Annotated in this window: 9 protein-coding genes and 2 pseudogenes; 2 read left to right on the top strand and 9 right to left on the bottom strand. The window is 60.7% G+C overall.

Features of this window, described 5'->3' with window-relative positions:
- Positions 1–98: 98 nt before the first annotated feature.
- The gene (locus ACSQ2W_RS21700) at positions 99–494 is read right to left on the bottom strand and encodes a helix-turn-helix domain-containing protein (protein ID WP_436088262.1); all 396 of its coding nucleotides are present in this window, start codon (positions 492–494) and stop codon (positions 99–101) included.
- Positions 494–784 (bottom strand): type II toxin-antitoxin system HigB family toxin, encoded by a 291-nt coding sequence (locus ACSQ2W_RS21695; RefSeq protein ID WP_436088261.1) that lies wholly within the window; start codon positions 782–784, stop codon positions 494–496. The genes ACSQ2W_RS21700 and ACSQ2W_RS21695 overlap by 1 nt, the downstream gene beginning before the upstream one ends.
- Positions 785–1,239: 455 nt before the next feature.
- On the opposite strand from ACSQ2W_RS21695, the pseudogene ACSQ2W_RS21690 reads away from it, so the two are divergent.
- Positions 1,240–1,419: pseudogene (locus ACSQ2W_RS21690) on the top strand (hypothetical protein); the annotation flags it as partial.
- Between the two features lie 471 nt (positions 1,420–1,890).
- Positions 1,891–2,825, top strand: a pseudogene (locus ACSQ2W_RS21685) (hypothetical protein).
- Positions 2,826–3,030: 205 nt separating this feature from the next.
- Here the strand turns inward: ACSQ2W_RS21685 and ACSQ2W_RS21680 are convergent.
- The 7 genes from ACSQ2W_RS21680 to ACSQ2W_RS21650 form a co-directional block, all read right to left on the bottom strand.
- Positions 3,031–3,918: a UTP--glucose-1-phosphate uridylyltransferase gene (locus tag ACSQ2W_RS21680; protein ID WP_436088260.1), complete on the bottom strand. Its 888-nt coding sequence runs from the start codon at positions 3,916–3,918 to the stop codon at positions 3,031–3,033.
- 111 nt (positions 3,919–4,029) lie between these two features.
- The gene (locus ACSQ2W_RS21675; RefSeq protein ID WP_436088259.1) at positions 4,030–5,349 is read right to left on the bottom strand and encodes a glycosyltransferase family 4 protein; all 1,320 of its coding nucleotides are present in this window, start codon (positions 5,347–5,349) and stop codon (positions 4,030–4,032) included.
- A complete protein-coding gene (locus ACSQ2W_RS21670) occupies positions 5,346–7,583 on the bottom strand; it encodes a glycosyltransferase family 2 protein (RefSeq protein WP_436088258.1) in 2,238 nt (745 codons plus the stop codon). The genes ACSQ2W_RS21675 and ACSQ2W_RS21670 overlap by 4 nt, the downstream gene beginning before the upstream one ends.
- Positions 7,584–7,600: 17 nt before the next feature.
- Positions 7,601–8,332 (bottom strand): hypothetical protein, encoded by a 732-nt coding sequence (locus ACSQ2W_RS21665; protein ID WP_436088257.1) that lies wholly within the window; start codon positions 8,330–8,332, stop codon positions 7,601–7,603.
- Positions 8,333–8,340: 8 nt separating this feature from the next.
- Positions 8,341–9,591, bottom strand: a complete 1,251-nt coding sequence (locus ACSQ2W_RS21660) for a glycosyltransferase family 4 protein (protein WP_436088256.1) — start codon at positions 9,589–9,591, stop codon at positions 8,341–8,343.
- Entirely contained in the window at positions 9,588–10,427 is an 840-nt protein-coding gene (locus tag ACSQ2W_RS21655; protein ID WP_436088255.1) for a class I SAM-dependent methyltransferase, read from the bottom strand. The genes ACSQ2W_RS21660 and ACSQ2W_RS21655 overlap by 4 nt, the downstream gene beginning before the upstream one ends.
- Complete coding sequence (locus tag ACSQ2W_RS21650; protein WP_436088254.1) at positions 10,424–12,673, bottom strand: glycosyltransferase family 2 protein; 2,250 nt, start codon at positions 12,671–12,673, stop codon at positions 10,424–10,426. The genes ACSQ2W_RS21655 and ACSQ2W_RS21650 overlap by 4 nt, the downstream gene beginning before the upstream one ends.
- Between the last annotated feature and the right edge of the window lie 18 nt (positions 12,674–12,691).

Below are 12,691 nucleotides of genomic sequence, written 5' to 3'. Positions count from 1 at the left end.
TTGGCGATTGCTCGGCGAACCGCGGTTCAGGCCATGATCTGATCGTTTGACAAAGAGACGAGAAGAGAAATCCGAGAGCCTGCTTCGGATCTCTCTGTTTAAGCGTGGACCCGTTCCGGCTCTACCAAATGGTATGGTTCTACAAGGCAGTCTGCAGGGATGCCCCACTCCTTGTGCAGCTTGCGGATCATATCGACAGTGAGCGCACGCCTCTTGTTCAAGACCTCTGAGGCGCGCGAGCGGGAATCGAAAAGGGCGGAGAGATCAACCTGGGTGCGACCGGACATCTCCATGTGGGCTTTGATCAGTTCAACGGGCTCCGGTGCCTCGATTGCATAGTGCTTGTCTTCGTAAGCCTCGATGAGGGTCGAAAGGATATCGAAGCGATCGGCTTCCGCCGTGCCAAGTGCTGGCTGGCTGTCAAAATACCGCGCGACCTCCGCAATAGCCCATGCAAGATCATCATCTGTTCTGATGGCTCGAATGTTTTCCATTACACTGTCTCCGGGTTGATGGCATCGTATTCCTTGTGAGTGCCAATGAATGTTATGAGCACTCGTCTGAATGGATAGGCGACGTGCACGACCAGGCGATATTTATTGCCCGAAATGTCGAAGATGAGGCGATTATCGCTCACAAAATCGACATTGGCGCCGAACATCGCCTTTACGTCTGCCGGACCTGTCCAGTCCGCTTTGCTGACAATCGCATGCCACGTTTTCAAAGGTGTTTCTGCTTGGTCCTCCCAGAACTGCTTCAATGTGGACTTCGCGATAATTTGCATGAGTTATTTATATTCCCATATTGGGAACAAATCAAAGTCGGTTGAATTAACTTCGGAGATTATCCGGTGACGAGGTCATGTGCATGCGCGACTGCGAATGCGCTTAGGTAGTATCTCATCATGACCGTTGTACACCCGACGTCGGCGCGCGCTGCGAATATCAGCACCCAGATTCCGCGATGCGCGGCGAACAGATGTCGGCGATGTAGCTTCGGGTTTTCCCGGAATAATGTTTACCAACGTTTGCATTAACTCGCTTAGTGTGAGCGTTGGTGAGCATATCTTCAAGTTCTTCGTTGATGATGCCTGAGCCACTTTGCGCAAGATCACCCGGTTGCTTGATTTTAGGTAACATCGCGCGAGGGAATTTTGTGGCACTTTCTACCTATTTCCGGACTTTCGGATCATGCAGCAACCAAACCCGTCTCGCGCCGGAAAGCGGCAGGGCTTTTCGGCGTCAGAAGGTGGAGACACTGTTCGCCCACCTCAAGAGCATCCTGCGTACGTCTCGATTGAGACTGCGAGGACCATGCGGGGCATGCGATGAATTCCTCCTCGCTGCAACCGCCAAAAATCGCAGAAGGTTGGCGAGCTCAGACCTTCATGTCCACCACCGCAGCTGTGCAGCGGCTTAACGAGCCGGCGCTTGCCGCAGGGCGACGAGCAGCCCGACTAATCCTCAGACAAAATCCAAAAGGTGCCCCGCCTTGCTCAGCCCCACCGATTTTTTCAACGATATCGGCGCAAAGCGGAAATCATTGCCGCATAGTTCGCCAGGGGCCTAGGAGATTGCAAGTCTCGGGGTGATCGGGCCCCCGCAACCATAATCAGGCCCCGCTGATAGAAATGTCGCGAGGCCCTTCTGCGTTCTGGGCTGTCTCCAGTTCGCCGGACTCAACCCGAACCAAATAGTCGTGAGGCTCCAGGAGCTTGAAACGCTCCTCGGGGGTCGTCGTTGCTTCCAGGGCGGAGCGATTAAGCAATATATCCGGAAAGCGAGAGTGTGGACTACGGGTTGATTTTGAGCTACCTATTCTGTCTATTTCCGTTTCGGAAAGTATATTTCAAATATTGAAGTATATTAGATGGCTTGGTGGGTGGGCCGCATGCGCGTATTTTCAGATGAGAACTTGGAGGTGATACATCGCGCGGGGTCATCTCCCTATCTTCTCATCACCTTTAATGAGGTGGAAATGAAGGCGAACGGCAGCCGCTTCTGGGGGCAGCGGTTCTGCGAGAAAGCTGACATTTCGGCGCTTGGCTTCATCAGCCGACGGCCAAACTGGTTTCCGGCGGCGAGCGTCGTCAAGGCTGTCGAGGCGGCGGCGCCCATTCTTCGCACAGCACCGGAGCGGGTCCTCTACGGGCACTCGCAGGGCGGCTACGCGGCGTTGCGCTACCGCAGGCGCTTCAACGCTGCCGTTGCCATCGCCTTTTGCCCGCAAGTCTCGATAGATCCAAAGGCCGTTCCTTTCGACGGAAGGTTCGCACGCCATTTCTCGCCCGACTTCCACGCCAATATGGGGATAGCGCCTGATCACGCAGCGGGCCGCGCCTATCTCTTCTTCGATCCGTTCCACGCCGTCGACCACCGGCACGCGGTGCGAATCGCGACGCTGCAGGAGAGGACGCATCTCGTGCCGGTCCACATGACCGGCCATGGCACGGTTCGGGCGTTCACTGGGACGGCGCGCGCGCTGTCGTTGATCGAGGCCTGCCGCCGAGACGATCTTCCGGGTCTACGCGCTTTGGCCCGCGCAGCCCGAGTGACGGCGCCGATGCGACCCTATCAGATTGCTGTGACGGCGATCGCCCGCCATCCTGCCTGGGCCGATCGATTTGATGCGGGCTTCGGCTCGGATTTCTCTACGGTCGAGCGAGCAAACTTCCTCTACCATCGGGCCAACCGCCACATTCGCGACGGTGAGCTCGAGACGGCGCGGACCATGAGCCGGAAAATCCCGGCTTCGCCTGCCGGATAGCGGAACTGGACGGCCGTATCGCGCGCAGCCGCGAGGCGGATTGCGCCGCGCTTTCGTGATCTGAATGTTGCCGAGCCTACTCGAGAAGATGGCCTTCCTGAAGAGGGAAGGCCCATCTCAGGTCCACCCGCGGGCTGGGCTCCTGACCAATGCGGTTCTCCCGAAACCGGGCATTGGTTGTGAGGGAAAGACAAGCAAAACAAATGCAAAGACCCGAAGCAGATCCCGTGAACCTTCTCAAGCGATCTCCTTCGGATGCATTGCTCAGGCGACCGCGCGCTGTGCCGCGACGAGGGTTTCTATCTCCATGTTGACGAAGGCGCCGAGGTCGGCACGGGCAAGTGCCACGTGCAAGTTGGCACTCACGAAGCCAGCAGGCGAGCCGCAATCGAAGGTGCGACCGCAGAACTCGAACGGCCTGATCGTCTGCCTGGCCATCACGGCGATCATGGCATCAGTCAGTTGGATCTCGCCGCCGGCGCCGGGAGACTGATTCTCCAGCAGGTCGAAGATCTCGGGCTGAAGGATGTAGCGTCCGGAAATGAACAGGTTGCTCGGCGCGGTGCCCGGCGCCGGCTTTTCCACGAGACCCGTCACAAGCGGACCGTCACCCGTCGGCTTCAAGGACACGATGCCGAATTTTTGGGTCTCCTCGGGCGCGCATCTTTCCACGGCGATAATGTTGCCGCCGTGACGGTCATGGAGGTCCATCATCGACGTGAGGCACGGTTCGTCGTCGGCCATCAGCATGTCGGGGAGCAAGACGGCAAAGGGCTCGTCACCGACAATCTGGCGCGCCGTCCACACCGCGTGCCCCAGGCCGCGCGCCTGCTGCTGGCGAACGAAGGAAATGCTTCCAACACCCGGCGTGTGCTGCGCCATCCGGTCGGCCAGGCCATGCTTGCCAGCGTTGCGCAAGCAGACGTCGATTTCGAAGGCGTGGTCGAAATAGTCTTCGATCGCACCCTTCATGCGCCCGGTGACGATGACGACATGCTCTATCCCAGACGCGAAGGCCTCCGCGACGATATAGTCGATGATTGGCCGATCGACGATGGGCAGCAATTCCTTGGGAACGCTCTTGGTTGCCGGCAGCATCCGTGTTCCAAAACCGGCGGCGGGGATGATGGCCTTGCGGACTTTCTTGTGCATGAAGGTAGCCTCCAGTTCATACGAACCTTGCGAATGGTCTTTCTCAAGGGGTTGGTTGCATCGATCGTCTCTTGGTCGAGGCCGTTTCAGCGTTCCTCAAGACGAGCATCGTTAAAGCGAGTGAGAGAGAAGCGCAGGGCTCTCGGCCATGGCGGCATCGAGTTTCCGCCGCAGCAGCGCGCGATAGAGTTTGAGGTGTTCGCGCGCGCAGCCGAGGTGGTCGGCGGGTCGTCGCATGGAAACGCGCAGCCGATCCCAGATTTGGGTATCACCCAATACCTCGACGATACGGTCCGCGAGATCCTGGCTGCTGCCTGCGCGGAAGTGCAGGCCGTCCTTTCCGTCACGCACCTTCTCGGCCATCCCGCCGATATCGGAGCAGATCATCGGCCTGCCATGGAGCAGCGCCTCCTGGATCACGACGGGCGAGTTTTCCCACCAGACGGACGGCAAAACCACCCAGTCGACCGAACGCATCAGGCGCGGCACGTCCGCGTTCTGGTACGCGCCGTAGAAGCGGACGCGGTGGCCGGCGTCCGTGATGAGCTTCTTCATCCGTTCCTGGAATTCGATTGGCTGGCGCTCAAGGTTGCCGCCGAAGATCATGAGGCAGGAGTCTTCGCCCCATATCTCCTTCGGAATGCGCGAAACAGCGTCAACCAGGACATCGACCCCCTTGAACGGCGTAATCTGCCCGAAATAGGCAAAGCGGTTGCGGCGAGGGTTGGGACCCTGCAGCGCTCGGGCGGGTGCCGCCGCTTCCACAGCGATCCCGTTTTCGATCACGCAGAGCTTGTCCTTTTCAATGCCCCAAGCGGCGTAGCGATCCGCCAGAAAACGGCTGGGGGAGACGAAAGCGTCGGCAAGGCCAAGCATCCCGCGGGTAAACTGCTCCCGCTTCAGGAAGCGCGAGACGGGGATGTCGGGAAAGCAGCCGTGGCAGGCGACGGGAGATGCTGTTTCGCAGAGCTGGCCGGAAGGCCGTTTCACCATCTGCCCGTGATTGTGGCAGATCGACAGATATTCGTGGAACGTGACGAGTACGGCCGCGTGCGGAAATGCTTCTCTAAGGGCGTAGAGCGCTTCGAGACCGATGCCGAGAACATGATGGAAATGCACGACATGGGGCCTGAGATCGCACGCGAAACGCAACAGGTCCCGGCTGATCGCCTGCGTATCGCCGTTGGACAAAAAGAAGTGGTCGTAGTCGTCCGTGTGGAACAGTAGCTCATCGTCGGGAAGGCGAAGGCTCATCAGCGCGGACGCGGCGTGGCGCGGTACCGGATGGCCGACCCGGGCCAGGTAAACCGATTCCACGTTCGGCAATGCCTTCAGGCCGTGATGCAGGTTGTGAGATGCGATTTCCGCTCCGCCGAGCGAGACTGTCGGGTGCGCATGCGAGACGATAAGGACGCGAAGCTGCTCGTTCATGCGGACCTCTTTTCCGGGTGCTTTTCAACGGCGAGGACAGGCGCCCATTGGCTCTTGAAGATCTTTCGATCGATCTCCTCCACCAGAGCCGTCATCGCCGGACCGTCCCCGTCGCGTGCGTCGTCGCAGCCCCACATCTGCACCGATGGCAGCAAATAGGAGTCGATGCCGGACCGGCTGAGACGGAGGCCGAGATCCAGGCCTTTTTCCTGCGCGCCCAGATAGCCGCCGGAAAAGCCGCCCGCGCGCGCCAGAGCGTTGCGAGGCATGATGCAGCACTCGAGCGATGCTGCTGCGATACGGGTCAGTGTCATGTCGGTAACCGCTTTGAGCGGATATCCGGTATAGCGGCCGACGACGGGCTGGTCGCCGTTGTCTTCCTCGATCCAGCTTCCCGCCCAGCGAATGGAATGGTCCTCATATGCCAGTACGGGCGAGACGACGCTTCCTTTCAGGGTCGCGGTCGTGGCCACCAGTTTGCCGTACCAGCCTGTCCCGTGCGGGATCAGCAAGGCGGAGAGTGAGACGACCGTTTCGCAGGTGAGTGCTTGCGTGCCCGCTTCAAGCATGTCGCAGCCATCGCCGGTTCCCTTCACCGATACCAGCCGAACCGAAAGGCGATAGAACCGCGCGAGTTCCCTGATGCGGGTGGTTTGCCTGCGAAAGCGCTCTGCAGGCATGGCGATGACGATCGGCGCGCACCGGGTTTCCGGATCGAGAGCGAGCAAGGCCAATAGCGGGGCAATGTCCTCCTCGCTCTCGCCGGCACCGATGACGATCGGCGGGCTGCTTTCCTCATCGAAGCTGCCAACATCCTGGATGGTGTCGATGACAGGCACCGACCTTCCGGATTTTCTGAGAAACGGGACAATTTGCGCATCGACGATCGCCGGCAGCGCACAGTTCGCGGGATCGATGGCGCCCATCTGGTGCAATGTCGCCGAACGCGCCGAAACCCGCTTTGGTTTCACCGGCAAAAAAGCGCGACGCAAATCGCGCAGCGTTAATTCGAAGTAGAGGGGTGCGTCAGGATCGTCACTCGGCAATTGTGCCTGGGCGATGAAGCCATGCGTATGCTGCTCGCCCCGAAGGCTCGGTGCGAAGTGCTGCTGCTCGTTGAAACTGTCCGTGACATCGGGACGATCGAAGCGCGTCCAGCATTCGTCGAGGCGAGCCGCGGCATTGTTTCGGCGTAACCTCACCATTGCGACGTGGCTGTCGGGGTCATAAAGCCAGCCGGAGGCGAGGAGATTTCCTCCATCTGCCTCGAATGCGTTGTCTATTCCCATCCGGACGGGATAGGGCAGGCTGGAGACGGTTTCCTTGCCCTCAAAGCTGTTGGCAACTGCTCGAAGGGACAGCAACACGTCGGGAGAGCCGTGCGTCCGCAGCAGGATCGACCGGATATGTTCGGGCGTTTCCAGCGGGCCGGCGATGCGTTTTTTGGGGTGGACCGCAGTGTGCCGCCAACCGGCGCGCGCCCGAAAGACCAGACCTTCGATATCGAGAGCGCGGGTCGCCCGATTGGCATCGAGAAGGCCGACAAAACCGGAGGCGCCATCGGGAGCGTCGGGGCGGGGAAAGACCGCGATGCCGCACTCGGCGACCATAGGTGTCGCGTCGCCGACCACGGACACCCGGCAAGGTCCGGGCGCCATGCCACGGCTCCAGCCTTGCAGGAACGTCACGCCATCATGGCTTTCGCCGATCATCTCGACGAAACCATCACTTGCGTGGGCCGCCTGCAAAAGCGCGGTGATGGTCAGAAGCCTGTGGCGGGTTATATTGCCGGCCATCAGGACGTCCACGAGCCCATCGATGACGGCGGCTGACTGAGATCCCGCGGATTCGAGCACAAGCGCGGCTGCCTCTTCCGCCGAGGCGAGCCGGGGCGCGAAGATGAACTGGGCGCCTGTCTCCTCTTCTCCGAACCGTATCGTGGTTATGGCCGGGTGCGTATCCCGTGTTGGCAGGAGCGCTGCAAATCCGTGTCTGGCCCGTGGTGAGGGCGCGGCCAATCGCCATTCCGAGACAAACGCGCTTCGCGTGTCCGCGTGGTCGTCGCCGATGACGACCACCGCGTTGCCGGCGGTGACACGACCGAGGCCGATGATCAGCAAGGTTGTCTCGTCGATGCGGCAGCCGATAACCCTACCAGGGCGCATTGCCCTGCTCGCCGCATGCCTGCCTGCCGTGGGGCTCGTAACAGCCGGGGATTGTTCTGTAACCAGCACGCCTTCCTCTCTCCGCATCAGATCCTGGCAATCAGCGCAAGGCTGGCGCCCGCGGCAAATCCCACGAGAACAAACAGCAACAGCAGCAGCGGCTTCAATTCGCCGTTCCCACGTTTGCGCAAAGTGTTCAGGTTTTTTTCCATTCCCGCCACAACCCCATCCAGCCGCATGAGATGGACGTCGAGATCATTCAGCCTCTGGCCGATATCCACCCTGAGGCTTTCGACGGCGTGGCCGACCTCGCTGAGGCCGGTGGTTTCTGCCTTGTCGGCGTCAATGTCCGGTGTGCGCTGCAACGAGCGCTGGGAGACTTGCAACTGCCGTTGGGACGCCATCAATACGTCGAGCTTGTCGAGCACCTTCGCAAGCGGCGCGGCGATAAGAGCCTCGGCCGCCTGCTCGTTTGGCTGTGGAACGCGCAAAGCTTGCTCGGAACCACTTCCATTTCGCGCCACGACGACGATATCGTTCGCCCGCGACTGAACGGGATCGGGCAGCGCGATTTCAAATGCATGTTTGCCGTCGCCAATGCCGTTGCGCCGCAGGTCCGGGCGATTGCGATCGGCAACGGCCTCTGCAATCACCTTGCCATCGAGCAGGACACGGATGATCAGCCGTTGATCCGGCGCCATCGGGTCGAATGCCCAGCCGAAGATCCTACCCATGTCGATGGCATCCACCCGACCGTTCATCGGCTTGGCATTGTCCTGTTCGGATGCGGCATCCGGTCGTTCGGCGGGATTGGCCATGCGTTCTCCTATGCCTGAACCTGCGTCGTCTCGATCCGCTTGAGGTAGCGGCGGGCGGTTGTATCGATGTCGTCGGGCTTGCGCGCGTTGGCGGCGAACCGGCGCAGCAGGCTCGGCTCTTCCAGTATGCTGCGCATCGCCGTGGCGAGCGCTCGGGCATCGTTGGGCGGAACGGTCAGGCCGTTGACGCCGTGCTCGACCATTTCAGCCATTCCGCCAATGTTGCTGGCGATGACCGGGCGACCCTGAGCCTGGGCTTCCTGAATGACCAACGGTGCATTCTCCCACCAGACCGAGGGAACGATGGTGCAATCGACCGCGGCCACCAGATCGCCGATATCTTCGCGGCGATAGGGGCCTCGGGACTGCACCGAGGCCGATGTTTCGGCAAAGCGCCGATCGATCTCGTCGACGAAGGCCTGGCTCTGGAAGGGCGCGCCGCCATGGACGCGAAGCTCGAAATCGAGGCCATCGGCCAGAAGCTGGCGCGCGGCGTCGAGCAACACGGTTACCCCCTTCCAGGGGTTGAGATTTCCGAAATATCCGAAGACCGGCCTTCCGCCCTCGAGCAGCTCTCTTCGAACGCCGGCATCTCGCCTGGGGATACCATTGGGAATGACGCTGATCTTATCCGCATCCAGTCCCCATCGCACGAAGCGCTCCCTTAAAAAGGCGCTGGGCGAGACGAAGTGGTCGACTGTGCTCAGCAGGGCCTTCAGGTGGCTTTCGCGCAAGGTAAAGCGGTCGAGCGGAATGTCCTTGAAACAGCCGTGGCAGCGGTCCGGGCTGGACTGGTGACACAGCTCCTTGCTGCCGGTGCGCACCATCAGGCCGTCATGATGGCAAATGGGGTAGTAGTCATGCAGCGTCATCACTATCTGGCAGTGGGGCAGGGTGCGGCGGACAATGTGAGGAAACTCGGCGCCAAGCAGCAGCAGGTGGTGGAGGTGAACCACGTCCGGCCGGAAATCGCGCAGCAGCTCCGTTATATCCGGCACGATGCCGTAGAGGTCGATCTGGCTCATGAAGAAGCGGTCGAAATGTCCGGACCACAACAGGATTTCGTCTCCCGCCTGGCCGATGCTCTGAAAACTCGTGCCGGGCCTCGCTTCGCGATGGATCTGGTTCGTGGCACCGAGAAACAGGGCTTCGTGCCCCTCGCGCTGGTAGGCGCGAAACAGGTCGTGCGCGAAGATCTCCGTCCCGCCGGGATGAAGAGACGGATGGTTGTGGGCGGCCACCAGAATGCGCTTGCTCATCGGCCGCTTCCCCGCCGTTTCGACACGATGAAGTCCTGATGGTGGCTCGCTTTGGTGCCGCGCCAATGGCCCAGCGATTTTAGGGCGACGGAGAGGCCGGCGCGTTCGAGCGCCTTGTCCAGAAAACCGTCCTCGAAGCCGATTGCGGCAAGGCGCGGCTGGTTAGGGACGAACCAGCATGGGCTTTCGCGATAGCGTTGGAAAGCAAGACGCGGATCGCGCCGCCCGTGTTCGTTTGCCGCCGCGATCTGGTCGACCACGAACGCTGTCATGAACAGGCGCCCGCCGGGTGACAGAACCCTGCGGACTTCGGAGAGGTAGACGAGGACTTCCGCGGGCGGCAGATGCGTGATCACGGACGTCATGATCACGAAGTCGAAATGATGGTCCGGAAAGGGTAGCGCCAAGGCCTTACCGCTGATCTTGCCGCCCGGATTATAGAGCTCGTGTGCGATGTCCAGTCGCTGGAAGGAGAAATTAGCGTAGGCAGGCGTGATTGTACGCTGGCACCAGCCAATACCGTCTTCGACGGGATCGATGCCATCGTAGCGACTCGTTTGCGGATCGAGATACTGGGTGAGCGGCACAGCCATCCGGCCGATACCACAGCCAATATCGAGCACACGGCTGTCTTCGCGCAGGCCACCGATGCGAATAAAGTAACCGAGAAACTCGGCTCCGATCGCGCGAAAATCACCATCTCCCACGAAAACGTTGGTGGTATCCGGTTGCGGCAGGAAACGATTTGCCCGAACGGATTCGATGAGCCAGCGAATACGGTCTTCATCGATCAGCCGGGCCGGCGCGGGCGGCTGCAGGAGTGCCACTTTCGTCATGCTGCGCTCCTTTCCCGGATTCTCTCACCCATGGCGGCGGGGCGATGTGGGTCTTTATCGCGTTGGTTCGCCATCAGCTCGCTGATGTCGTCATCCCAGCGCTGCGTGTGCAGCCATGAATTGTACTGGCTGGCAACGCCGCGCATGTAGTCCTGGCTGCGGCGGATCGAACGGCGTTCGAAATGATAGAGGCACGCCGCCGGCTCATAGGCTATCTGCAACCCGAGGCGGCGGATCTTGAGGCAGAGGTCGCTGTCTTCGTAGTCACCGATCACGTAGTCGTCGGTGTAACCGCCAACGCGCTCGTACGTCTCCCTGCGGGCCACGAGGCAGGCGCCTGTGACGCCGGGTACGTCGCGGGTCTGCTGCGCCGGCCGGTAGTCGCCAGGCATGCCCTTGTGGAAATGGTGGTTCAGCCAGATCCCGCGCTGGTCGCGGCCGAAATAAAGCCCGGCATGCTGCAGCGATCCGTCTTCGAAGATCAGTTTCGGGCCGATGGCGCCCAGTGCCTTGTCTTCCAGCAGCGCCCGCGAAAGGATTTGAAGCCAGCCGGGCTTGCAAGGCACGACATCCGAATTGACCATCGCCAGGATGGAGCCGCGTGCGAAACGCGCGCCGGCATTGCAGGCACGCGCGTAACCGCCGTTGCGGTTCATAACCACCAGTTTCATCGGCAGCCCGTGCAGAAGATGCAGTCCGCCCAGCAGATGCTCCGTCTCATCCTGGATTTCCGGTGAATCGAGGACGTAGATGACCTCCGCGTTGGCTGCCAGCCAAGGGTCCGTGGCCATCCCCGATAATTGAAAACGCAGGAAATCGAGAACCTTGTAGAGGGGCACGACGATGGAAACGAGCGGCGCGTTTTTGGGCAGGCTGTAGTCCTTTGTGTAGTCGACCTCGATGGTCTTGCCCAATCGTCGTTCAATGTCCTGCAGAGCGGGAGCGAGAATCGTGCGGAAAGCATCGTCGACTGCATGCTGCGGCGGCACGGCGCGCAGGAGGTGGTTTCGCTGGATTGCGGGTTCGAAAGGCTGTGGCTTCGGTATCAGCGGCCTGACCGCTCCTGAAGCGAGACGCATCTGAAATCGCGGTTGCAGTAGCGGTCCGGGGGATTCCGCGAGTGGAATCCAGGCAACGAAACCCGTCACATCGGTCTTGCTCTTTTCGTCCTTCTCTTGCGCCCATGCCGGGAATTTGTAGTTGTTTCCGTCGAGCGGTACGGCGGTGCCGTCTTCCTTGACATAGTCGATGCCGGCGAAGGCCGATGATGGTGCATGAAACCAGCCGCCGGCCAGAAGGCCGCCGTCGAGCGCCAGCGCGAGATCGACTTCACCGGACGGGTGCATAGACGACTTGGCAATCCGGCTCGCCGCCAGCGGCGCGCGCGTTTGAAGATCGATCGCAGTGGCGGCGCCGCCCTCCGGCAACAGGGCGAGTTGACGGATGATCATTTCGCGCAGTTCCACCGCCTCGCGGTTTTTGCTCCACCAACCCTGAAGGCTGGCATGGCGCGGCTTGGCGTCAGGCAGTTGGCGAATGGCGAGGCCATTCTTGCTCAGGAGAACGATGAGAAACGGAGGGGAGGGTGCGCCTGCGATGAAATGGCACGATTGTAGGCCGTTTTTCGCATTGCGCCCGAGGACGAGCCTGTCGGCCACGCGTGTGATCGAAGTGGCACCGATCGCATAGATCGCTGTGATCTCGCCCAGATCCGGATTGACGGCCGTCTCAATCAGATGGCGGCCTTGCGCAACCTGACACACGATGCTGGCGGCCTGCGGTTCGGGTACGAGCGCGTAAACGGCGTCTTCAACCACCCTGCTGAAAAGATGGTCGCCGGCGATGCGAAAGGCGCTTCGCCACACAGTCAGCAGGTTGTTGACGAACTTGATGCGGGCATCCGGCGCGAGATCCGCGAAAAGAGCCTCAACATCGAGGGGTGCAAGCGCGCGTGCCGGCTGCATCATGACGGTTTCGATGGTGCTGCCGTGCTCCGTGCAAATATCCACATTCACGGGTCGCTTTTCTGGTCTCATCGCCCAGAACATGCGTTGTCGCCCGTTGCCAAGCGGCAGCATCATGCTGACGAGCGGTACCGGCGACTGCTCCATGGACAACAGACACCTCGTATTGGCGGGAAGGGCAGGGGGAAGGTCCCAGATGAGGACGGCAAGCTCGGTGCCGAGCCGAAAGATCTTTGCGCTCCTGAAAACGCCAGCGGCGTCTATCGAATCGTCGAATGTCACACGCTATCCCTTTGAATC

Origin of the sequence: Pararhizobium sp. LjRoot255, from assembly GCF_964252905.1 — a bacterium.
Lineage (GTDB): Bacteria > Pseudomonadota > Alphaproteobacteria > Rhizobiales > Rhizobiaceae > Pararhizobium.
This window is presented reverse-complemented; position numbering and strand designations above follow the sequence as displayed.

Coding starts and splice junctions, on each gene's coding strand:
- ACSQ2W_RS21700 (WP_436088262.1), bottom strand. CDS start 494: ATGGAAAACATTCGAGCCATCAGAACAGATGATGATCTTGCATGGGCT.
- ACSQ2W_RS21695 (WP_436088261.1), bottom strand. CDS start 784: ATGCAAATTATCGCGAAGTCCACATTGAAGCAGTTCTGGGAGGACCAA.
- ACSQ2W_RS21680 (WP_436088260.1), bottom strand. CDS start 3,918: ATGCACAAGAAAGTCCGCAAGGCCATCATCCCCGCCGCCGGTTTTGGA.
- ACSQ2W_RS21675 (WP_436088259.1), bottom strand. CDS start 5,349: ATGAACGAGCAGCTTCGCGTCCTTATCGTCTCGCATGCGCACCCGACA.
- ACSQ2W_RS21665 (WP_436088257.1), bottom strand. CDS start 8,332: ATGGCCAATCCCGCCGAACGACCGGATGCCGCATCCGAACAGGACAAT.
- ACSQ2W_RS21660 (WP_436088256.1), bottom strand. CDS start 9,591: ATGAGCAAGCGCATTCTGGTGGCCGCCCACAACCATCCGTCTCTTCAT.
- ACSQ2W_RS21655 (WP_436088255.1), bottom strand. CDS start 10,427: ATGACGAAAGTGGCACTCCTGCAGCCGCCCGCGCCGGCCCGGCTGATC.